The organism is Pseudomonas sp. NPDC086112, assembly GCF_044746425.1.
In the GTDB taxonomy this organism is placed as follows: Bacteria; Pseudomonadota; Gammaproteobacteria; order Pseudomonadales; family Pseudomonadaceae; genus Aquipseudomonas.
Window position 1 is genome coordinate 45,304 of sequence record NZ_JBIVCD010000034.1, and the last position, 21,160, is coordinate 66,463.

A 21,160-nucleotide genomic window follows, 5' to 3' on the forward strand; every position below is an offset into this window, starting at 1 on the left:
CTTCGTTAAGCTGAACGGCACGCGGGGGTACCGACATGATGCAACACCTTTGTTGTTAAAAATATCAATCATTGATCTCTTCGGATTCCAGTCAACCCGAACGGCATGCCGAAGTCAAGCGAGGCCTTTTTTGCCCTAAAAAAGCACTCGTGGGGCTTTTTTGAGGCACTTTGGGGCGTTTTTCTGCCTACAGTCGTCTTGGCGCCCGCGAGCTTGAGCGGGCCGTGTTGTATTTTTTACGGGGGTGTTGTGTAAAAAAATGAACAAGGCTAAGCTCGATTTAAACCCATAACAGCAATAATACCGGGGTGCTTCATGTCTCGCCTGCCGTTAATCGGCGTCACCGCCTGCTCAAAGCAGATCGGTCTGCATGCTTATCACATCAGTGGCGACAAATACGTACGCGCCGTGGCTTCAGCTGCCAAGGGCCTGCCGTTGATTCTTCCATCCCTGGCGGATCAGCTGGCGCCGTCCGATATTCTGGACGCTCTGGACGGCATTCTCTTTACAGGCTCTCCTTCTAATATAGAACCGTTTCACTATAACGGCCCGGCCAGTGCGCCGGGTACTGCTCATGACTCTGCACGCGATGCCACCACTCTCCCGCTGATCCGCGCCGCTGTCGAGGCCGGTGTTCCCGTGCTCGGCATTTGCCGCGGCTTCCAGGAAATGAATGTGGCATTCGGCGGCAGTCTGCATCAGAAGGTTCACGAGGCCGGTCCGTTCATGGATCACCGTGAAGACGACAGCCTGCCGCTGGAAGGGCAGTACGCGCCAAGTCACCCGGTGCACGTTCAACCAGGCGGTGTACTTGCCAGGCTAGGCCTGAAGAGCGAGATTCAAGTCAATTCGATTCATGGTCAGGGCATCGAGCGTCTGGCGCCTGGTCTTCGTGTGGAAGCGGTGGCACCCGACGGATTGATCGAAGCCGTCTCTGTCATCGAAGGCAAGGCTTTTGCTTTAGGGGTGCAATGGCATCCCGAATGGCAGGTAAGCTTGAATCCTGACTACCTTGCGATTTTCCAGGCATTTGGCGATGCCTGCCGCAAGCATGCTCTACAACGCGACGCCGATGCGTCAAACAACGCCTGACTTATAAAAGCCAGGAAACTCAGCCTAAGAGGCATTTATGAGTAACAACCTCGACCAGCTCACCGATTGGTTGAAAGACCGCAAGATCACAGAAGTCGAATGCATGATTGGCGACCTGACCGGCATCACCCGGGGCAAGATCTCGCCGACCAACAAGTTCATTGCCGAAAAAGGCATGCGCCTGCCCGAAAGCGTTCTGTTGCAGACCGTGACTGGCGACTATGTCGAAGACGACATCTATTACGAACTGCTCGACCCGGCCGACATCGACATGATCTGCCGCCCCGACCAGAACGCGGTGTTTCTGGTGCCCTGGGCCATCGAGCCCACCGCCATCGTGATCCACGATACTTACGACAAGCAGGGCAACCCGATCGAGCTGTCGCCGCGCAACGTGCTCAAAAAAGTGCTGAAACTCTACGCCGACCACGGCTGGCAGCCGATCGTGGCGCCGGAAATGGAGTTCTATCTCACCAAGCGCAGCGATGACCCGGACTACCCGCTGCAACCGCCGATTGGCCGCTCCGGTCGTCCGGAAACCGGTCGCCAGTCCTTCTCGATTGAGGCCGCGAACGAATTCGATCCGTTATTCGAAGACGTCTACGACTGGTGTGAACTGCAGGAACTGGACCTCGACACGCTGATCCACGAGGACGGCACGGCACAGATGGAAATCAACTTCCGTCATGGCGATGCCCTGTCCTTGGCCGACCAGATTCTGGTGTTCAAACGCACCATGCGTGAAGCCGCGCTCAAGCACAACGTGGCGGCAACCTTCATGGCCAAACCCATGACCGGCGAGCCGGGCAGCGCCATGCACTTGCACCAGAGCATCATCAGCATCGAGACCGGCAAAAACGTTTTCTCCAATGAAGACGGGACCATGAGCCAGCTGTTTCTCAATCACATCGGCGGCTTGCAGAAGTTCATTCCTGAGCTGCTGCCGTTGTTCGCCCCCAACGTCAATTCGTTCCGCCGCTTCCTGCCGGATACCTCGGCACCGGTGAACGTGGAGTGGGGCGAAGAGAACCGCACCGTGGGCCTGCGAGTTCCGGATGCCGGGCCGCAGAATCGTCGGGTGGAAAACCGTCTGCCGGGTGCCGATGCCAACCCATACCTGGCCATCGCTGCCAGCCTGTTGTGCGGGCTGATTGGCATGGTCGAAGGGCATAACCCGAGTGCGCCGGTCGTCGGTCGTGGCTACGAACGGCGCAATCTGCGCCTGCCATTGACCATCGAAGACGCCCTGGAGCGGATGGAAAACAGCAAGACCATCGAGAAATACCTGGGCAAGAAATTCATCACGGGCTACGTCGCGGTCAAGCGGGCCGAGCATGAAAACTTCAAGCGCGTGATCAGTTCGTGGGAGCGGGAGTTCCTGCTCTTCGCAGTCTGATGCGCCGGGCGCGGCTGTAAATCGCCGCGCCTTCACTGGAATCCAAGGAGAATTCGCATGACCAGCAACAACCCGCAAACCCGTGAGTGGCAAACCCTGAGCAGCGATCACCACCTGGCACCGTTCAGCGACTTCAAACAGCTGAAAGAGAAAGGCCCGCGCATCATCACCAGCGCCAAGGGCGTTTACCTCTGGGACAGCGAAGGCAACAAGATCCTCGACGGCATGGCCGGCCTGTGGTGCGTCGCGATCGGCTACGGTCGCGATGAGCTGGCGGATGCCGCCAGCAAACAGATGCGCGAACTGCCTTATTACAACCTGTTCTTCCAGACCGCTCACCCGCCGGTGCTGGAACTGGCCAAGGTGATTGCCGACGTTGCGCCTGAAGGCATGAATCACGTGTTCTTCACCGGTTCCGGGTCCGAAGGCAACGACACCATGCTGCGGATGGTTCGCCACTATTGGGCGATCAAGGGCCAGCCGAAGAAGAAAGTCATCATCAGTCGCAAGAACGGCTATCACGGTTCTACCGTGGCCGGCGCGAGCCTGGGTGGCATGACGTACATGCACGAACAGGGCGACTTGCCGATCCCGGGCATCGTCCACATTGCCCAGCCGTATTGGTTCGGCGAAGGCGGCGACATGACGCCGAACGAGTTCGGTATCTGGGCGGCCAATCAGCTGGAAGAGAAGATTCTGGAAGTCGGCGTCGACAACGTCGGTGCCTTTATTGCCGAGCCGATCCAGGGCGCCGGCGGCGTGATCATCCCGCCAGACAGCTACTGGCCACGCATCAAGGAAATCCTCGCCAAGTACGACATTCTGTTCGTCGCCGACGAAGTGATCTGCGGTTTCGGCCGTACCGGTGAGTGGTTCGGTTCCGATTTCTACGACCTCAAGCCCCATATGATGACCATCGCCAAAGGCCTGACGTCCGGTTACATCCCGATGGGCGGCCTGATCGTGCGTGACGATGTGGTCGAAGTGCTCAATGAAGGCGGTGATTTCAACCACGGTTTCACGTATTCCGGGCACCCGGTGGCTGCTGCTGTAGCGCTGGAAAACATCCGCATCTTGCGCGATGAGAAAATTGTCGAGCGCGTGCGCACAGAAACGGCACCTTATTTGCAAAAGCGTCTACGGGAACTGAGCGATCACCCGTTGGTGGGGGAAGTGCGTGGGGTCGGTCTGTTGGGGGCCATCGAACTGGTTCAGGACAAAGCCACCCGCAAACGTTACGAAGGCAAGGGCGTTGGCATGATCTGCCGCACGTTCTGCTTCGAAAACGGCCTGATCATGCGCGCCGTCGGCGACACCATGATCATTGCTCCGCCACTGGTGATTACACCGGCTGAAATCGACGAGTTGGTGACCAAGGCGCGCAAGTGCCTGGACCTGACCCTGAGTGCGTTGCAGGGCTAAGTGCTAGGCTCTGAGCGAGGTGCAATGTTTGCACTTCGTTCCGTGCAAACAAAGGATGGGTCTTTCCTTGAAAGCCAGCCTTGGATCTTGCCAGACTAACGGTTGTTCGGATGCCCGTTAACCGGCCACTGAGCACGTGGTTAAAAAGAAAAATTGGAGCATTACCCATGAAGGCATTAGGTATGAAGATAGCTGGCAAGACCCTCCTCGCCATGTCCCTGATGGGCGTGATGGCGGGCGCCGTTCAGGCCGACGACAAAGTGCTGCACGTGTACAACTGGTCCGATTACATCGCGCCGGATACCGTCAAGAAGTTCGAGGCCGAGTCGGGTATCAAAGTTGTCTACGACGTGTTCGACAGTAACGAAACCCTTGAAGCCAAGTTGCTGGCAGGCAAGTCCGGCTATGACATCGTCGTGCCGTCGAACAACTTCCTGGCCAAGCAGATCAAGGCCGGCGTTTACCAGAAGCTGGACAAGTCCAAGCTGCCTAACTGGAAGAACCTGAACACGGACCTGCTTAAAGCAGTATCGGTAAGCGACCCGGGTAACGAACACGCATTTCCTTACATGTGGGGTTCGATCGGTATCGGTTTCAACCCTGACAAGGTCAAGGCTGCACTGGGTGCCGATGCGCCGACCAACTCCTGGGACTTGCTGTTCAAACCTGAAAACGCTGCCAAGTTGAAGTCGTGCGGTATCAGCTTCCTCGATTCGCCAACCGAGATGATTCCGGTGGCGTTGCATTACCTGGGTTATCCAACCGACACCCAGGACAAGAAACAACTGGCTGAAGCCGAAGCGCTGTTCCTGAAGATTCGTCCTTCGGTGGGCTACTTCCACTCGTCCAAGTACATCTCCGACCTGGCCAATGGCAACATCTGCGTCGCCGTGGGTTACTCGGGTGACATCTACCAGGCCAAGGCGCGCGCCGCTGAAGCCGGTGACAAGGTGAAAGTCAGCTACAACATTCCGAAAGAAGGTGCTGGCAGCTTCTACGACATGGTCGCCATCCCTAAAGATGCCGAAAACGTCGAAGGCGCCTACAAGTTCATGACCTTCCTGCAGAAGCCGGAAATCATGGCCGAGATCACCAACGCCGTGCGTTTCCCGAACGGTAACGCAGCCGCCACGCCGCTGGTTGAAAAAGAAATCACTGCCGACCCGGGTATCGACCCGCCAGCGGACGTGTTGGCCAAGCTGTACGCGATTGCCGACTTGCCGGCCGCGACCCAGCGGATCCTGACTCGCAGCTGGACCAAGATCAAATCCGGTAAATAAGTAATAAACCCTGTAGCAGCTGCCGAAGGCTGCGTCCAACCGCGCAGCGGTTGCGCTCTCAAGAACGCGGGAAGGTCCTTCGGACCTTAACGCAGCCTTCGGCAGCTGCTACAGGGTTCTGCATAAAAGTTTTGCTGGAACGGTTTTTCGAGGGTAAGTTGCGCGCCGGTTTTGTTGCCAGGCAGCCATGGCTGTCATGTAACGCGGGGCAACTTGGGCCCAACTAATTTTAGAGGACCTCCACTTGCCTATTTTTTCTTTGTTGCGCAATGCCCTGCTGGTCGGTGCCGGGCTGACACTCGCTGTCAGTGTTCAGGCCGCTGGCACAGTGCATATTTATAATTGGTCGGACTACATCGGTGAGACCACTCTGGCCGACTTCCAGAAAGAAACCGGCATCAAGCCGGTATATGACGTATTCGATTCCAACGAAACCCTGGAAGGCAAGTTGCTGGCCGGGCGTACCGGATATGACGTGGTCGTGCCGTCCAACCACTTCCTTGGCAAGCAGATCAAGGCCGGGGCTTTCCAGAAGCTCGACAAATCGAAGCTGACTAACTATTCCAACCTCGACCCGGTACTGCTCAAGCGCCTGGAACAGAACGATCCAGGCAATCAGTACGCCGTACCGTATCTGTGGGGCACCAACGGCATCGGTTACAACGTCGACAAGGTCAAGGCAGTGCTGGGTCTCGACAAGATCGATTCGTGGGATGTGGTGTTCGAGCCGCAGAACATCAAGAAGCTGCACAGCTGTGGCGTGGCGTTCCTCGACTCCGCCGATGAAATGATGCCCACGGTCCTCAACTACATGGGCCTGAACGCCAACAGCACCAATCCAGAAGACTACAAAAAGGCCGAAGCCAAATTGCTGGCGGTGCGGCCTTACGTGACGTATTTCCACTCCTCCAAATACATCGCAGATTTGGCCAACGGTGATATCTGCGTGGCGATCGGTTTCTCCGGCGATATGTTCCAGGCCAAGGCCCGCGCGGCTGAAACCGGCAAAGGCATGAACATCGCCTACTCGATTCCGAAAGAAGGCGGCGCGCTCTGGTTCGACATGCTGGCGATCCCCAAGGATGCGGCCAACGCCAAAGAAGCCCATGCCTTCATCAACTATTTGCTGAAACCCGAGGTGATTGCCAAGGTCAGCGATTCCGTAGGCTACGCCAACCCGAACCCCGGGTCGGACGAACTGATGGAACAGTCCATACGCACCGACGCATCGGTCTATCCACCGCAAGCGGTCCTCGACAAGACATACGTCTCCATCGAGTTGCCACCGAACATTCAACGTTTGATGACGCGCAGCTGGACCAAGGTCAAGTCGGGCAAATAGCTTCAAACTATCCAGGTTCGCCACGTTGAGCGAACTGCAAATTCTGTTGGGAGTTTCGTAAATGGCAGTTGCCTCCGGCGCCTATAAGAAAGCCCTCGAGGGCGACCAGACACCTAAACAGGTGCTGGTCAAAATCGACCGGGTCACCAAAAAGTTCGACGAGACGATTGCCGTGGACGACGTGTCCCTGGAAATCAAGAAAGGCGAAATCTTCGCCCTGCTCGGCGGCTCGGGTTCGGGCAAATCCACCTTGCTGCGGATGCTGGCAGGTTTCGAACGGCCCACGGAGGGGCGCATTTACCTCGATGGCGTAGACATCACGGACATGCCGCCGTACGAGCGGCCGATCAACATGATGTTCCAGTCCTACGCCTTGTTCCCGCACATGACCGTGGCGCAGAACATCGCCTTCGGCCTCAAGCAGGACAAGCTTCCCGCCGCTGAAGTCGATGCACGCGTGGCCGACATGCTCAAGCTGGTGCAGATGAGCCAGTACGCCAAGCGCAAACCCCATCAATTGTCCGGTGGCCAACGTCAACGTGTGGCGCTGGCGCGTTCTTTGGCCAAGCGGCCGAAGCTGTTGCTGCTCGATGAACCGATGGGCGCGCTGGACAAGAAGCTGCGCTCGCAAATGCAGCTGGAACTGGTCGAGATCATCGAACGGGTCGGCGTGACCTGCGTGATGGTGACCCACGACCAGGAAGAAGCCATGACCATGGCCGAGCGCATCGCGATCATGCACTTGGGCTGGATCGCCCAGATCGGCAGCCCGATCGACATCTACGAAACCCCGACCAGCCGCCTGGTCTGCGAGTTCATCGGCAACGTCAACATCTTTGACGGTGAAGTGATCGACGACGCCGAAGGCCACGCGATCATCACCTGCAAGGACCTGGACCGGCAGATTTATGTGGGCCACGGCATCAGCACTTCGGTGCAGGACAAGTCCGTGACCTACGCGATCCGTCCGGAAAAACTGCTGGTGACGCCGACCATGCCGACCTGCGAATACAACTGGTCCAGCGGCAAAGTGCATGACATCGCCTACCTCGGTGGCCACTCGGTGTTCTACGTCGAACTGCCGAGCGGCAAGATCGTCCAGTCGTTCGTCGCCAACGCCGAGCGCCGTGGCCAGCGGCCGACCTGGGGTGATCAGGTTTACGTGTATTGGGAAGACGACAGCGGCGTGGTACTTCGCTCATGAACCTGCGCAAATTCAAACGCCGGCTCAATCGAATAATTCCCGGTGGCCGCCAGTTGGTCATCGGTGTTCCGTTCATCTGGCTGTTCATGTTCTTCATGTTGCCGTTCTTCATCGTCTTGAAGATCAGCTTCGCCGAAGCCGACGTGGCCATTCCGCCGTACACCGAGATCTACAGCTTCATCGACCAGAAGCTCCAGGTGCTGCTTAACCTGAGCAACTACGCGATGCTGGGCGATGACGAGTTGTACATCGCCGCTTACCTCGGTTCGCTGAAGATGGCGCTGATCAGCACCGTCCTCTGCCTGTTGATCGGCTACCCGATGGCCTACGCCATTGCCAGCGCCCGCAAAGAACTGCAGACGGTGCTGGTGTTGCTGATCATGATGCCGACCTGGACCGCGATCCTGATCCGCGTGTATGCGTGGATGGGCATCCTCAGCAACAACGGTCTGCTCAACGGCTTTTTGATGAGCATGGGCTGGATCGACGAACCGCTGCAGATCCTCAACACCAACCTCGCGGTTTACATCGGGGTCGTTTACTCCTATCTGCCGTTCATGATCCTGCCGCTCTACGCCAACCTGGTCAAACACGACACCAGCCTGCTGGAAGCCGCGTCGGATCTCGGTTCGAGCACCTTCAACAGTTTCTGGAAGATCACCGTGCCGCTGTCCAAGAACGGCATCATCGCCGGCTGCATGCTGGTGTTCATCCCGGTGGTGGGTGAGTTAGTGTTACGGGAACTGCTCGGCGGTCCGGAAACCCTGATGATCGGTAAAGTGCTCTGGCAAGAGTTCTTCAACAACCGTGACTGGCCGGTGGCATCAGCGCTTGCGGTGGTGATGCTGGCGATCCTGATTGTGCCGATCATTCTGTTCAACCGTAGTCAGGCCAAAGAAATGGAGGGCAAGGAATGAAGCGCTTCCGTTTCTCAAGTTTCATGCTGGTAGCGGGTTTGCTGTTCATCTACGCGCCGATGCTGATCCTGGTGATCTACTCGTTCAACGCCTCGAAACTGGTGACGGTGTGGGGCGGTTGGTCGATCAAGTGGTACGTGGGGTTGATGGACAACACCCAACTGATGGGCTCGGTGGTGCGCTCGCTGGAAATCGCCTGCTACACCGCGATTGCAGCGGTAGCACTGGGGACGCTGGCGGCGTTCGTGCTGACCCGTATCACCCACTTCAAGGGCCGCACGCTGTTCGGTGGTCTGGTCACCGCGCCGTTGGTGATGCCGGAAGTGATCACCGGTCTGTCGTTGTTGCTGCTGTTCGTGGCCATGGCGCAGATGATCGGTTGGCCACAGGAGCGCGGCATCGTCACCATCTGGATCGCCCACACCACGTTCTGTGCGGCGTATGTGGCGGTGGTGGTGTCGGCGCGCTTGCGTGAGCTGGACCTGTCCATCGAAGAGGCGGCCATGGACCTGGGCGCGCGGCCATGGAAGGTGTTCTTCCTGATCACCATTCCGATGATCGCGCCGTCGCTGGCGGCGGGCGGGATGATGTCGTTCGCCTTGTCGCTGGATGACCTGGTGCTGGCGAGCTTCGTGTCCGGTCCGGGTTCCACGACCCTGCCGATGGAAGTGTTCTCGGCGGTGCGCCTGGGCGTGAAGCCTGAGATCAACGCCGTGGCCAGCCTGATTCTGCTGGCGGTGTCGCTGGTGACTTTCCTGGTCTGGTACTTCAGTCGTCGTGCCGAAGAGATTCGCAAGCGTGCGATCCAGCAGGCCATCGAAGAGGGCGCCGCCGATTCCTGGAAACAACCGGACGTGCGCCGGGCCCAGGCGCCGGAAGCGGCTTGAGCTTGATGCCGGGTTGACCACACATGTGTGGCCAACCCAAATCCACTGTGGGAGCGGGCTTGCTCGCGATGACGGACTGACATTCAACATCCATGTTGACTGACCCACCGCTTTCGCGAGCAAGCCCGCTCCCACAGTGGTCGGTGTGAAGCAACAATCTTGTGATCACCACAAAACCTGTGGAAGCGGGCTTGCGCGCGATGACGTCAGTTAAACCAACAGAGATCTATTGCCCTGAACGCGCTGGCAACAGCTTCAAGGTACTACGGGTATTGGCCGTCACTTCTTCATCATTGAAATGCGCCTGGTAGTAAACCCCCTCGATATACGCCTCGGCCTGGTCGGCATAGTGGCTGTCGAATGGCACGCCGCTCTGGCCGACCGGGTTGATGGTCAGGCTGTGGGCCGGGTCGGCGAAGTCGATCAACCGTCGGGTTGACGGGCCATAAGTCACAGGCCACGGCGCCGGGCCGATCCTGGCCGAGAGGTTGTTCGGCACTTCGTGGGTGCCGGGTGCCGCGAACGGGCCGACGTTGAAGATCCGCTCCAGCGGTTTCTGCGTCCCCAGCGGATGACCATGGGTCAGGGTGTGCGCCTTGCCCCACTGCCATTGCGTGGAGTCGGCACCCAAGGTGGTTTTGAGGTGAGCCATGCTTGCTTGCCAGGCAACCTTGACCGTATCGGCGCGGGTTTCCTTGCCGGGGGTGTTGCGGTTGTCCCACCACGGTGAGTCGGCGGAGGCCGCCAGCCGCGGTAGTGCGGCATCGATCACCCGGGTCGGCAGCAGCGTTTCGAAGAAGTCGTTGCCCAGTTCATCGCGCATCGCCGCGTCGGTGAGGTTGAACAAGAACTGGTTGAACAGCGTGGCACTGATGGAGTCCAGCGGATAGTCGCCGCTCCACTGCGCCAGTTGCTCCACGAATTTGAGCTCGGCGGGATCGCTCACCACTTCATGCAGTACCGGTAGCAACGGCGCCAGCAAGCGCGGGCCGTAGTCGGTGGTGGTGCCCAGTTGCAGCTTCTGGCTGGACTCGTTGTCCCACTTCACGTTCTTGTCGCTGAGCTGACGATTGAGCTGCTGACCGCGATCAGCGAGGTTGTAGTAACCGGGAATTTCCATGCCAGTCGGCGACACCGGCTGGAAGTTGGCCGAGACGATATAGCCCCGCGCCGGGTTCTCTTCCTGTGGGTTGGCGCTGAACGGGTAAAAACCTTCCTTGTCCGCCTGAGGGGTGCTGCCGTCGAGGATGAAACCGGGCTTCACCCCGGCCGGGCGCTTGGGCAGCAGCGCCGAGGCCCACCAACCGATGTCGCCCTTGGCGTTGGCGTAGACGATGTTCAGCCCCGGTGCCTGAACCTTGGCCGAGGCGGCGCGGGCCTTGGCCAGGGTGTCAGCGCGGTTGAGCTGGTAGAAACCGTCGAGGATTGGATTCGGGGTCTCGAGGAAGGCCCACCACATGGCGACCGGCGTTTTGCCGGCGGCGGTGCCGAGCGCATCGTTGATGATCGGGCCGTGGGGCGACTGGCGCAGGGTCAGGGTGACCGGTGACTGGCCTTTGACCGCGATCTGTTGTTCGGTGTTGACCATGTCGACCCACTGGCCGCGATACCAGACCTGGTTCGGATGGTCCGGGTTGACCTTCTCTGCGATCAGGTCCAGATCGTCGTTCTGGAACATGGTCAGGCTCCAGCCGAAGTCCAGGTTGTGGCCCAGAAACGCAAACGGCACCAGCGCCTGATGGTAACCGTAAAGCTCGAAACCCGGCGCCGACAGGTGCGCTTCGTACCACACCGACGGCGCCGAGAAGCGAATGTGCGGGTCACCGGCCAGCAGTGGTTTACCACTTTTGCTGCGGCTGCCGGAAATCACCCAGGCATTGCTGCCTTCGAATTGCGGCAGGCCATTGTCGGCCAATGCCTGCTCACTCAAACGGGCGAGGGCGTTCAGATCCTTCCAGTCATTGGCGGTGAGGGCCGGTGCAGGGTTGGCGCGCCTTTTGGCCAGCACGCCCTTGGGCTGCCAGTCGAGATCAAAGATATTCAGATACTCGGCGCCCAGTTGGTCACGCACGTAAGTCAGCAAGGGTTCGGTGCGAAACGCCGCGGCAAAGCTGTAGGCCATGTAACCGGCGATGCTGATGCTGTCTTCGGCAGTGAAAGGGCGCTTGGGAATCCCCAGCACGTCGAACTCGGCGGGCGCCGCGTGGCTGTCCTGATATTGATTGATGCCGTCCAGATAGGCTTGCAGAGCCTTCCAGGCCGGCGACTGTCGATCCAGCGCGGCCACATAACTGTCTGCCCGTTCGCGGATGCGCAGGCTGCGAAACAGTTTGTCGGTGTCGATCAGTTTCGGGCCGAGGACTTCGGCCAGCTCACCACGGGCCAGGCGCCGCATGGCTTCCATCTGGAACAGTCGGTCCTGGGCATGTACATAGCCAAGGGCGCGGTAGAGGTCGGTTTCGTTTTCGGCACGGATATGCGGCACGCCGCGCACGTCGTAGCGCACGGTCACCGAACCTTGCAGGTGCTGCAATGCCACCTGGCCCTGGCGCGTCGGTTGCTTGCTGTACACATACCAGCCGCCCCCGGCGACGAGTACGACAATCAGCAAGGCAAGTACGGTCAGGACGCGTTTCATGGTGACTCCTTGTTCTTTCGGGATTGCTGCCCGTGTGGGCTGCAAACGTGTAGCACAGACCTCCTGTGCCGGGCATCGCGGTCCTGGAAAAGTCAGGAATGCCTTACTTCACCTCAGCAGGCCACGGACAGTAGCAACCCACCGCCAGCGTATGGGTGGCGTTCACCGCCCGGCCTTCATTCAGCGCTTGCAGAATGGGCTCGATAAAACTGTTGCTCGAATTGCAGGTCAGGCCTTCGCTGTACGGCCCGAAATACGCCAGCTTGCCACTGCGGTCCCAGATCGCCACCGCCGGGCTGGCAGGGATCTGTTCGGAACCTGGCAGGACAGTAATGGTTTTAAGGCGGCTCAACGTGCTGGGCAACTGACCGTGGCTGCCGGGCTTTTGGACCGCATAGAACTCGACGCCCTGCGGTAGATACTGCTCGACCAGTTCGGTCAGGTGTTGTTGGTTGCCGACATTGCACGGGCAGGCGGGGTCCCAGAAGTGCACCAGGCGAATGGCGCCGGGGCCGGCAAGTTCGTCTGGCAGGCGCAATGGGTCGCCGGAGAACACCGCAGTGTGCGAGCTGAAGGCGCGCAAGTAGCGCCCCTGAAACCAGTCATAGGCGGCCCACAGCACGCCGACACACACAAGGGCGAGCAGGCTGGCAAGCAATGTGGTGCGGTAGGCCGGACGCATGGGTTTCAATCCTCGAAGGTCGGCTAGCTTGCCATGCTTGCCGCGACAGATGAATATCGCAGGCCCATAAAGTCAGTTTCGCGCTCTGGAATAGCCCATGTCTGCCACTTTCGACCCCGATCATTTGCGTGCCAGCCTGCGGTCATTGGCCGAGTGGCAGCCGCTGTCGACGGAAGCCATGGCCTATCAGCATTTTTATGGGCTGGATTTCCCCCGGCGAAACCTGCGCAGTGGCCTGGGGCGTTTCGAGGTCGATGGCTATGAAGTGGTCAGCCAGCTCTGGTGGCCCGAGCGGGCGAAGGCAACGCTGTTTTTGTTTCACGGCTTCTACGATCACACCGGGCTCTATCGGCATGTGATCGAGTGGGCGCTGGACCAGGGTTTTGCGGTGATCGCCTGTGACCTGCCGGGGCATGGCTTGTCCAGTGGCGAACGGGCGAGCATCAAGGACTTCGCCGAGTATCAAAGCACCCTGCAAGGGCTGTTGGCCGAGGCGCAATCGCTGGGCCTTCCGCAGCCCTGGCACCTGTGCGGGCAAAGCACCGGCGGGGCGATCGTGATCGATCATGTGCTCAATCAGGGCACGAACAGTCCGGCCCAGGGGCAGGTGATTCTGCTGTCACCACTGGTTCGGCCGCGAGCCTGGGGCTGGTCGCAGCTCAGTTATTACCTGCTCAAGCCGTTCGTAAAAGGCATCGCCCGGCGTTTCAGCGAGAACTCCAACGACCCCGACTTCCTCGCATTCCTGCAAGCCGATCCGCTGCAGCCGCTGCGTCTGCCAACGGCTTGGGTCGGTGCGCTGGGGCGCTGGATCAAGCGCATCGAAGCGGCACCGAGCAGCCCACGGCAGCCGCTGATCGTGCAGGGGCAGGCGGACATGACCGTGGATTGGAGGCACAACCTTGATGTATTGCGGGATAAGTTCGATCGGCCGCAGGTGCTGATGCTGCCCAAGGCGCGGCATCATCTGGCGAATGAGTCAGCGGGATTGCGGCAGGAGTATTTCGGGTTTTTGAGCAAGCGGATGAAGGGCCGAAATCTCTAGCGGTCGTTCGGGCCTCTTCGCGAGCAAGCCCGCTCCCACATTAGATCTCCAGCGGATACAGAATTCATGTACGCCAGAGATCAAGTGTGGGAGCGGGCTTGCTCGCGAAAGCGATCGTCCAGACGCTGCAGATTACTGAGTAAGGCTCGACGTACTCTGCCCCACCGCCAACCCCGCCCGAATCGCCGCCAATGCCGCCTGGTAGTAAGCCTTGCCTTCAGTGGACTCGGCGAATGTGGCGAACTCTTCCAGTTCTTCATCCGACAGGTCGCGATAGACATACAGCAGCGTATTGTTCAGGTCGGCGCCGATCTGCTCCATCAGGCGCTGGCGCTGGCCGTTCAACATGCCTTGAGCCTGACCGCCACCGAGCAGGCCGGGGATCATCGAGCTCAGGCTGTCGGCCGCCACGCCCGCTATTGCCAGGCTGACTTCAGCACCGGCCTCGCGGGCAGGCAGGGCCTGGGCCAGGTGACCAATGATCAGCTGACGGGTATCGCTGGCCTGCATTTTCGGCAAGCCCTTGGCGTTTTTGGCCAATTGATCGCGACGGGTCGCCAGCAGTTCGGCGGCGACGATTTTCTTGCCCAAGGGCGATTGGAAGAAGGTCAATGCAGGTTTCGGATCGGCAAGCTTTTTGCGCAGCTGCGCTTCGGCACGCTGATCCATGGCTTTGGGCGCAAAGCGCTGATTACTGTTGTTGAGCAGAGCCTGAAACACCGCCGGCGGCAGGCTGTTCTGGTAACGCTGCTGAGCGGCAGAGAGAGCATCGTTGAAATGCGCGCGTTGTTCTGGCCAACCGGCGACCTTGTACAACTGGTCGTGGCCGTCCGCCCAGGCGGGCAAAACACAGAACATCAGCAGTGAAAAAAGCAAACGGCGCATAGGGACTCCTGTCAGCAGGCGACTATTCTCCGTGCGGCATTCGTACTTGTCGAGAATTCGTATCAGGTTGCGTGCCTTATCCGACCAATCCTCCGCTGCGCGGCTCTGTCGGATTTGCGGGCACAGGAATACTATGCGCGCCATGCAAATATCCTCTGATCATCCGCTGCTGTTACGTATCGTCGACGACCTGGCTGAGCGCGGCTGGTCGCAGCAGAATATTTTCCTGCCTCTGGATCTGACCCAGGCGCTGGCGGCCGAGTGTCGCAAACGTGCCGCTGAGGGCGAGCTCGCCCCGGCCGCCGTAGGGCGCGGGCCGTTTTCGGAGATCCGCGAGGGCATTCGCGGTGACCATATCCAATGGCTCGAACCCGGTCAGGCCGGGGCTTGCGACAGCTATCTGGGGTTGATGAACAGCCTGCGTGAGGCGATGAATCGCAGTTTGTTTCTGGGCCTGGAAGATTTCGAGAGCCATTTCGCCCTGTACCCGCCTGGCGCTTTCTACCTCAAGCATGTCGACCGTTTCCGCGACGACGACCGGCGCATGGTTTCGGCGGTGATCTACCTCAATGACGCCTGGCTGCCCGAGCATGGCGGTCAGTTGCGCATGTACCTGGACGAAGGCGTCGAACATGATGTGGTGCCCACTGGCGGATGCCTGGTGGTGTTCCTGTCGGGCGAAGTCCCCCACGAAGTCCTGCCCGCAACCCGAGATCGCCTGTCGTTGACGGGCTGGTTCCGCCGTCGTGGCAACGAGCCGTTCTGATCATGCAAAAGATTCTGGTAAGCCGCTGTTTGCTCGGTCACCGCGTCCGTTACGACGGCGGCGCCAGTGGGCCATTCAATCTGCTGGAGCAGTGGATTGCCGAAGGCAGGGTGGTGCCGTTGTGCCCGGAAGTTGCCGGTGGTTTGCCGACGCCAAGGGCCGCGGCGGAGATTCCGGGCGGGCAGGGCGGTGAAGTGCTTGATGGCCTTGCATCGGTCATCACCACCGAGGGCGAGGACGTCAGTGCCGAGTTTCTTTCGGGGGCTTATCAGGCGCTGGAGCTGGTGCAGCAGCACGGCATTCGTATCGCCGTGCTCAAGGCCAACAGCCCGTCTTGCGGGAATCTGTTGACCTATGACGGGACGTTCAGTGGCGTGAGGGTCAGCGGTGAGGGTGTTACCGCGGCATTGCTCAAGCGCCATGGCGTGCAGGTGTTCAGTGAGCTGGAGTTGGTCGAAGCGGCGGTAGCGCTGGCAACCCTGAACTAACGACTTGCCACAAAACCCATGTGGGAGCGGGCTTGCTCGCGAAGAGGGAGTGTCAGTCGACATCAATGTTGCCTGACACACCGCATTCGCGAGCAAGCCCGCTCCCACATTAAATCTTCAGTGCCTTATGGTTTCGGCGCCACACTCGCATCCGCCCCGAACCATTTCTGCTCCAGCGCCTCCAGCCGACCATCAGCCTTGATCCGCTGCAAGGCGTTTTCCAGGCTGGCGTGAAACGCCGGGTTACCCTTCTGAAACGGAATGGCCATGCTCACAGCCGGGGCGGCTTTCGGCTTTTCTTCCGTCAGCGACTGCACCAACAGGATTGAACGCGGCTGCTCTTCTTTCTGCGCGATCAATTGCGCATTGGTGTGAATGTAAGGTTCGGTGAAGTCGAAACGATCCTTCAGCTCCGGGGTCTGTGCTATGTGATTGATGGCGACGTCGTACTTGCCGCTTTCGACGCCGGCCAGCAGGTCGACGGAATCGGTGACGACAAAGTCGGCCCGTACATCCAGCTCACCGGCCAGCAGTTGACCCAACTCGACCTCGAAGCCGGTCAGTTTGTCGTCATCCTTGAAATTGAAGGGCGGGGTATTGGCCTCAAGGGCAATGCGCAGTTCGCCGCGGTCGTTTACATCGTCCATCAGTTCGGCATGAGCCAAAGGGCTCAAAAGGGGTAGCAGGCAGATCAGGCCAGGCAAAAAGCGCATGGTCACTCCTTTGAATTCATTTATCGCGACGCGCTGTTCAGGCTCGCTTTGCTATGGTTGTCGTGTGCCTTCGACAACGAATGGCCGTGAAGTTGTCACGGTCGAGCGAATTTTACGGAAAAACTGGAGAAGAGAATGAAAAGCTTTATGTCACGAGCAGCGCTGGCTGGACTGTTGCTGGGTGCATCGATGCTGGCAACGGCTGCCACACCTGCTCCCAAAGGTGCACAAGTGTCCATCGTTTCTCCCGCGGACGGAGCCACGGTTCCGCAAACTGTCGTCGTCAAGTTCGCTGTCGAGAACATTGCGCTGGCGCCCGCGGGCGATGTCACCAAAAACACCGGCCATCACCACTTGCTGATCGATGTCGATAAACTGCCAGCCGCCGGTGCACCGATCCCCAACGATGCCAACCACCTGCACTTCGGCAAGGCGCAGACCCAGGCTGAAGTAAAGCTGACGCCGGGCAAACACACCTTGCAGCTTGAGCTGGGCGACAGCGGTCACATGCCGTTCGATCCGCCTATCGTGTCGGAGAAAATCACCGTCAACGTTAAGTAACATCAGTCGCGCCCATAAAAAAGGAGACCCGAAGGTCTCCTTTTTTTGTCACTCAAGTCACTATCAGAACAACACGCGGCAACGAATGGTGCCGTTGATGTGCTGCAGCTTCTCTTGCGCCATTTCCGAGTATTCGGCATCGACGTCGATCACGACGTAGCCGACTTTCTCGTTGGTCTGCAGGAACTGACCGGAAATGTTGATGCCGTTTTCGGCGAAGACCTTGTTGATCTCGCTCATCACACCCGGAATGTTCTCGTGGATGTGCAGCAGACGGTGCTTGCCAGGGTGAGCCGGCAGGGCCACTTCCGGGAAGTTCACGGACGATACCGACGTACCGTTGTCGCTGTACTTGACCAGTTTTTCCGCCACTTCCAGACCAATGTTGGCCTGCGCTTCAGCGGTGGAACCACCGATGTGCGGGGTCAGGATCACGTTGTCCAGGCCGCGCAGCGGGCTTTCGAACTCTTCTTCGTTGGAGCGCGGCTCCACCGGGAATACGTCGATGGCCGCGCCGATCAGGTGCTTGTCCTTGATCGCGTCCGCCAGGGCGTCCAGTTCAACAACAGTGCCGCGAGCAGCGTTGATCAGAATGCCGCCCTTCTTGATGGCGCGGATTTCTTTCTCGCCGATCATCCACTGGGTGGCTGCGGTTTCCGGAACGTGCAGGGTGACGATGTCGGACATGCCCAGCAGCTCGTGCAGGTTGCCGACCTGGGTGGCGTTACCCAGTGGCAGCTTGGTCACGGTGTCGTAGAAGTACACCTGCATCCCCAGGCCTTCAGCCAGAACCGACAGTTGGGTGCCGATCGAGCCGTAACCGACGATGCCCAGCTTCTTGCCACGGATCTCGAAGGAGTTGGCTGCGCTCTTGATCCAGCCGCCACGGTGGCAGGAAGCGTTCTTCTCAGGGATGCCGCGCAGCAACAGGATCGCCTCGGCCAATACCAGCTCGGCTACGGAGCGAGTGTTGGAGTACGGCGCGTTGAATACCGCGATGCCGCGTTCGCGAGCCGCGTTGAGGTCGACCTGGTTGGTGCCGATGCAGAAACAGCCGACAGCCACCAGTTTCTTCGCGTGATCGAAGATCTCTTCGGTCAGCTGAGTGCGGGAGCGAATGCCGATGAAGTGCGCATCAGCGATCTTTTCCTTGAGCTGGGCTTCCGGCAGAGAACCTGTGAGGTACTCGATGCTGGTGTAGCCCGCCGCCTTGAGGACGTCGACAGCCGATTGGTGGACGCCTTCGAGAAGAAGGAACTTGATCTTGCTCTTATCGAGAGAAGTCTTGCTCATCTGCGTAAACCTGTATCCCGGAGAAAAATGGCAGGAAATGGTCAACAGATGCTGACCCGGACGGCAAGAAAGCCGTCGCCGCAGAACAGCCGTTGGGCACTATGCTGCGGGGTCGATATGCTAGCATATGCACCCCGCTAAACACTCATTCCTGCGACGTGAAGCGTTCTCAGGATGACCATGAATTGTTCGAGAGTTCTGTCGATGACCGATCCTGCGCTGATTGATGAGCTGAAGACCCTGGTTGAGCCTGGCAAGGTCCTGACCGACGCCGACTCCCTGAATGCTTACGGCAAGGATTGGACCAAGCATTTCGCCCCGGCCCCGACGGCCATTGTGTTTCCCAAGACGACCGAGCAGGTCCAGGCCATTGTCCGTTGGGCCAATGAACACAAGGTTGCGCTGGTGCCGTCTGGCGGTCGTACCGGGCTTTCGGCTGCGGCCGTGGCAGCCAATGGCGAAGTGGTCGTGTCCTTCGACTACATGAACCAGATCCTCGACGTGAACCTGACTGACCGCACGGCCGTTTGTCAGCCGGGCGTGGTCACCGAGCAATTGCAGAACAAGGCCGAAGAGCACGGTTTGTACTACCCGGTGGATTTCGCTTCGGCAGGTTCCAGCCAGATTGGCGGCAACATCGGCACCAATGCCGGCGGGATCAAGGTGATTCGCTACGGCATGACCCGCAACTGGGTGGCCGGCATGAAAGTCGTCACCGGTAAGGGCGATCTGCTGGAACTGAACAAAGACCTGATCAAGAATGCCACTGGCTACGACCTGCGCCAGCTGTTCATCGGCGCCGAAGGCACCCTGGGCTTTGTGGTCGAGGCCACCATGCGTCTGGACCGTGCGCCGAAAAACCTCACCGCGATGGTCCTCGGCACTGCCGATTTCGATTCGATCATGCCGGTATTGCACGCGTTCCAGAGCAAGCTTGACCTGACTGCCTTCGAATTCTTCTCCGATAAAGCCTTGGCCAAGGTTATGGCGCGCGGTGACGTACCGGCGCCGTTCGAATCCGATTGCCCGTTCTACGCGCTGCTGGAATTCGAAGCGACCACCGAAGAAGTGGCCAATCATGCCCTGGAAACCTTCGAGCACTGCGTCGAGCAGGGCTGGGTACTGGACGGCGTGATGAGCCAGAGCGAAACCCAGTTGCAGAACCTTTGGAAGTTGCGCGAGTACATCTCCGAAACCATCTCCCACTGGACGCCGTACAAGAACGACATTTCGGTCACTGTGTCGAAAGTCCCGGCGTTCCTGAAAGAAATCGACGCGATCGTCGGCGAACATTACCCGGATTTCGAAATCGTCTGGTTCGGCCACATCGGCGATGGCAACCTGCATTTGAACATCCTCAAGCCGGACAACCTGAGCAAGGACGAGTTCTTCGCCAAATGCGCGACCGTCAACAAGTGGGTGTTCGAAACCGTCGAGAAGTACAACGGTTCGATTTCCGCCGAACATGGCGTGGGCATGACCAAGCGTGATTACTTGACCTACAGTCGCTCGCCGGTTGAGATCGAGTACATGAAAGCCGTCAAAGCGGTGTTCGACCCGAACGGCATCATGAACCCGGGCAAGATTTTCGCTGTTTGACTTTTGAATTTAAGAGCTACGAAACAGGAGTCGGTAATGAGCTATCAGCACCAGTATGTCGACGGCACGCGTATTCACTTCCCGTTGGGCAAAGTGGTGTGCATCGGCCGTAACTACGCCGAACACGCCAAGGAACTGGACAACCCGGTGCCTACTGAGCCACTGCTGTTCATCAAACCGGGTAGTTGCGTGGTGCCGCTGGAAGGCGGTTTCAGCATTCCGACCGAGCGTGGCTCGGTGCATTACGAAGCGGAAATCGCCGTGTTGATCGGCAAGCCACTGTCGACCAAGCCGAGCCGTGAAGAAGTACTGGATGCCATCTCCGGCATCGCCCCGGCTCTTGACCTGACCCTGCGCGACAAACAGGCCGAGCTAAAAGCCAAGGGCCTGCCGTGGGAAATCGCCAAGTCCTTCGACGGCGCGGCGGTGATTGCGCCGTTCGTGGCGGGCAGTACCTTCGCCGACCTGACCGACATCGGTATCCGCCTGACCATCAATGGTGAAGTGCGCCAGGATGGCAACAGCAAGGACATGCTGAATCCGATCGTGCCGATGATCCAGTACATGGCCGGCTGCTTCTCGCTGCAGGCCGGTGACGTGATCCTCACCGGTACGCCGGTGGGTGTTGGCCCGCTGAATGTCGGTGACGAACTGGTGCTCGAACTGCCAGGCGCCAGCCGCTTCACCAGCAGCGTGCGCTGACCCAACGCAAAACCCAGTGTGGGAGCGGGCTTGCTCGCGAAGAGGTCGTCAAATCCAGCATCAATGTTGGATGACAGACCGCATTCGCGAGCAAGCCCGCTCCCACTTTGGTTTGTGATCCTTCCTGGGAATCGCATCTGCCCGCAAAGGGCAATCCCGCCATTTCCCGTTTTTTTCACATGTTGTCCGGATAATTCCGGGGCTTCTGGCGTCTGAGCCAGTCCCAATGTGCTATTACCCATAGCCTG

Annotated in this window: 19 protein-coding genes; 14 read left to right on the forward strand and 5 right to left on the reverse strand. The window is 59.1% G+C overall.

Annotated elements, in window-relative coordinates; translation table 11 throughout:
• The first annotated feature begins 315 nt into the window (after positions 1–315).
• The 8 genes from ACIPLA_RS21180 to ACIPLA_RS21215 all read left to right on the forward strand — a co-directional run bounded on the left by ACIPLA_RS21180 (position 316) and on the right by ACIPLA_RS21215 (position 9,540).
• A complete protein-coding gene (locus ACIPLA_RS21180) occupies positions 316–1,092 on the forward strand; it encodes a gamma-glutamyl-gamma-aminobutyrate hydrolase family protein (protein ID WP_218395349.1) in 777 nt (258 codons plus the stop codon).
• A gap of 37 nt (positions 1,093–1,129) precedes the next feature.
• The gene (locus tag ACIPLA_RS21185; RefSeq protein WP_123500359.1) at positions 1,130–2,488 is read left to right on the forward strand and encodes a glutamine synthetase family protein; all 1,359 of its coding nucleotides are present in this window, start codon (positions 1,130–1,132) and stop codon (positions 2,486–2,488) included.
• Between the two features lie 57 nt (positions 2,489–2,545).
• Positions 2,546–3,910 carry an aspartate aminotransferase family protein gene (locus tag ACIPLA_RS21190; protein WP_218395348.1) on the forward strand — a complete coding sequence of 455 codons (1,365 nt, stop codon included), beginning with the start codon at positions 2,546–2,548 and terminating at the stop codon, positions 3,908–3,910.
• A gap of 182 nt (positions 3,911–4,092) precedes the next feature.
• Entirely contained in the window at positions 4,093–5,190 is a 1,098-nt protein-coding gene (locus tag ACIPLA_RS21195) for a polyamine ABC transporter substrate-binding protein (protein ID WP_401175671.1), read from the forward strand.
• A gap of 244 nt (positions 5,191–5,434) precedes the next feature.
• Positions 5,435–6,532, forward strand: a complete 1,098-nt coding sequence (locus ACIPLA_RS21200; protein ID WP_401175638.1) for a polyamine ABC transporter substrate-binding protein — start codon at positions 5,435–5,437, stop codon at positions 6,530–6,532.
• A gap of 61 nt (positions 6,533–6,593) precedes the next feature.
• Positions 6,594–7,736: an ABC transporter ATP-binding protein gene (locus ACIPLA_RS21205; RefSeq protein ID WP_008067988.1), complete on the forward strand. Its 1,143-nt coding sequence runs from the start codon at positions 6,594–6,596 to the stop codon at positions 7,734–7,736.
• Positions 7,737–7,771: 35 nt separating this feature from the next.
• Complete coding sequence (locus tag ACIPLA_RS21210) at positions 7,772–8,653, forward strand: ABC transporter permease subunit (protein ID WP_401175674.1); 882 nt, start codon at positions 7,772–7,774, stop codon at positions 8,651–8,653.
• On the forward strand, positions 8,650–9,540 hold the full coding sequence (locus ACIPLA_RS21215; protein ID WP_007897694.1) for an ABC transporter permease subunit: 891 nt from the start codon (positions 8,650–8,652) through the stop codon (positions 9,538–9,540). The genes ACIPLA_RS21210 and ACIPLA_RS21215 overlap by 4 nt, the downstream gene beginning before the upstream one ends.
• Before the next feature lie 226 nt (positions 9,541–9,766).
• On the opposite strand, the gene ACIPLA_RS21220 is transcribed toward ACIPLA_RS21215, so the two are convergent.
• Both ACIPLA_RS21220 and ACIPLA_RS21225 read right to left on the reverse strand, forming a co-directional pair.
• Entirely contained in the window at positions 9,767–12,178 is a 2,412-nt protein-coding gene (locus ACIPLA_RS21220) for a penicillin acylase family protein (protein ID WP_401175643.1), read from the reverse strand.
• 103 nt (positions 12,179–12,281) lie between these two features.
• On the reverse strand, positions 12,282–12,860 hold the full coding sequence (locus tag ACIPLA_RS21225; protein ID WP_401175646.1) for a DUF6436 domain-containing protein: 579 nt from the start codon (positions 12,858–12,860) through the stop codon (positions 12,282–12,284).
• A gap of 97 nt (positions 12,861–12,957) precedes the next feature.
• Here ACIPLA_RS21225 and ACIPLA_RS21230 point away from each other — a divergent pair, with 97 nt between their 5' ends.
• Positions 12,958–13,905: an alpha/beta hydrolase gene (locus ACIPLA_RS21230; protein WP_401175649.1), complete on the forward strand. Its 948-nt coding sequence runs from the start codon at positions 12,958–12,960 to the stop codon at positions 13,903–13,905.
• 132 nt (positions 13,906–14,037) lie between these two features.
• Here ACIPLA_RS21230 and ACIPLA_RS21235 read toward each other — a convergent pair whose 3' ends face one another.
• Positions 14,038–14,790 (reverse strand): DUF2059 domain-containing protein, encoded by a 753-nt coding sequence (locus ACIPLA_RS21235; protein WP_218395343.1) that lies wholly within the window; start codon positions 14,788–14,790, stop codon positions 14,038–14,040.
• Between the two features lie 133 nt (positions 14,791–14,923).
• Between ACIPLA_RS21235 and ACIPLA_RS21240 the strand changes: the two genes are divergently transcribed.
• Positions 14,924–15,556, forward strand: coding sequence for a 2OG-Fe(II) oxygenase (locus ACIPLA_RS21240; protein WP_218395342.1), 633 nt, complete (start codon positions 14,924–14,926; stop codon positions 15,554–15,556).
• Positions 15,557–15,558: 2 nt separating this feature from the next.
• Complete coding sequence (locus ACIPLA_RS21245; protein ID WP_401175653.1) at positions 15,559–16,044, forward strand: DUF523 domain-containing protein; 486 nt, start codon at positions 15,559–15,561, stop codon at positions 16,042–16,044.
• Positions 16,045–16,169: 125 nt separating this feature from the next.
• Here ACIPLA_RS21245 and ACIPLA_RS21250 read toward each other — a convergent pair whose 3' ends face one another.
• Positions 16,170–16,757: a transporter substrate-binding domain-containing protein gene (locus tag ACIPLA_RS21250; RefSeq protein ID WP_218395340.1), complete on the reverse strand. Its 588-nt coding sequence runs from the start codon at positions 16,755–16,757 to the stop codon at positions 16,170–16,172.
• A gap of 135 nt (positions 16,758–16,892) precedes the next feature.
• Between ACIPLA_RS21250 and ACIPLA_RS21255 the strand changes: the two genes are divergently transcribed.
• Entirely contained in the window at positions 16,893–17,318 is a 426-nt protein-coding gene (locus ACIPLA_RS21255; protein WP_218395339.1) for a DUF4399 domain-containing protein, read from the forward strand.
• 63 nt (positions 17,319–17,381) lie between these two features.
• On the opposite strand, the gene serA is transcribed toward ACIPLA_RS21255, so the two are convergent.
• A complete protein-coding gene (gene serA / locus ACIPLA_RS21260) occupies positions 17,382–18,611 on the reverse strand; it encodes a phosphoglycerate dehydrogenase (RefSeq protein ID WP_007897715.1) in 1,230 nt (409 codons plus the stop codon).
• A gap of 204 nt (positions 18,612–18,815) precedes the next feature.
• Here serA and ACIPLA_RS21265 point away from each other — a divergent pair, with 204 nt between their 5' ends.
• Entirely contained in the window at positions 18,816–20,210 is a 1,395-nt protein-coding gene (locus ACIPLA_RS21265) for an FAD-binding oxidoreductase (RefSeq protein WP_063342217.1), read from the forward strand.
• A 36-nt stretch (positions 20,211–20,246) separates the two neighbouring features.
• Positions 20,247–20,912 (forward strand): fumarylacetoacetate hydrolase family protein, encoded by a 666-nt coding sequence (locus tag ACIPLA_RS21270; protein WP_008007329.1) that lies wholly within the window; start codon positions 20,247–20,249, stop codon positions 20,910–20,912.
• Positions 20,913–21,160 lie beyond the last annotated feature (248 nt).

Bases quoted from the DNA above. Each gene is read 5' to 3' on its own strand.
- ACIPLA_RS21180 (WP_218395349.1), top strand. From the start codon at position 316: ATGTCTCGCCTGCCGTTAATCGGCGTCACCGCCTGCTCAAAGCAGATC.
- ACIPLA_RS21185 (WP_123500359.1), top strand. From the start codon at position 1,130: ATGAGTAACAACCTCGACCAGCTCACCGATTGGTTGAAAGACCGCAAG.
- ACIPLA_RS21190 (WP_218395348.1), top strand. From the start codon at position 2,546: ATGACCAGCAACAACCCGCAAACCCGTGAGTGGCAAACCCTGAGCAGC.
- ACIPLA_RS21195 (WP_401175671.1), top strand. From the start codon at position 4,093: ATGAAGATAGCTGGCAAGACCCTCCTCGCCATGTCCCTGATGGGCGTG.
- ACIPLA_RS21205 (WP_008067988.1), top strand. From the start codon at position 6,594: ATGGCAGTTGCCTCCGGCGCCTATAAGAAAGCCCTCGAGGGCGACCAG.
- ACIPLA_RS21215 (WP_007897694.1), top strand. From the start codon at position 8,650: ATGAAGCGCTTCCGTTTCTCAAGTTTCATGCTGGTAGCGGGTTTGCTG.
- ACIPLA_RS21220 (WP_401175643.1), bottom strand. From the start codon at position 12,178: ATGAAACGCGTCCTGACCGTACTTGCCTTGCTGATTGTCGTACTCGTC.
- ACIPLA_RS21225 (WP_401175646.1), bottom strand. From the start codon at position 12,860: ATGCGTCCGGCCTACCGCACCACATTGCTTGCCAGCCTGCTCGCCCTT.
- ACIPLA_RS21230 (WP_401175649.1), top strand. From the start codon at position 12,958: ATGTCTGCCACTTTCGACCCCGATCATTTGCGTGCCAGCCTGCGGTCA.
- ACIPLA_RS21235 (WP_218395343.1), bottom strand. From the start codon at position 14,790: ATGCGCCGTTTGCTTTTTTCACTGCTGATGTTCTGTGTTTTGCCCGCC.
- ACIPLA_RS21240 (WP_218395342.1), top strand. From the start codon at position 14,924: ATGCGCGCCATGCAAATATCCTCTGATCATCCGCTGCTGTTACGTATC.
- ACIPLA_RS21245 (WP_401175653.1), top strand. From the start codon at position 15,559: ATGCAAAAGATTCTGGTAAGCCGCTGTTTGCTCGGTCACCGCGTCCGT.
- ACIPLA_RS21250 (WP_218395340.1), bottom strand. From the start codon at position 16,757: ATGCGCTTTTTGCCTGGCCTGATCTGCCTGCTACCCCTTTTGAGCCCT.
- ACIPLA_RS21255 (WP_218395339.1), top strand. From the start codon at position 16,893: ATGAAAAGCTTTATGTCACGAGCAGCGCTGGCTGGACTGTTGCTGGGT.
- serA (WP_007897715.1), bottom strand. From the start codon at position 18,611: ATGAGCAAGACTTCTCTCGATAAGAGCAAGATCAAGTTCCTTCTTCTC.
- ACIPLA_RS21265 (WP_063342217.1), top strand. From the start codon at position 18,816: ATGACCGATCCTGCGCTGATTGATGAGCTGAAGACCCTGGTTGAGCCT.
- ACIPLA_RS21270 (WP_008007329.1), top strand. From the start codon at position 20,247: ATGAGCTATCAGCACCAGTATGTCGACGGCACGCGTATTCACTTCCCG.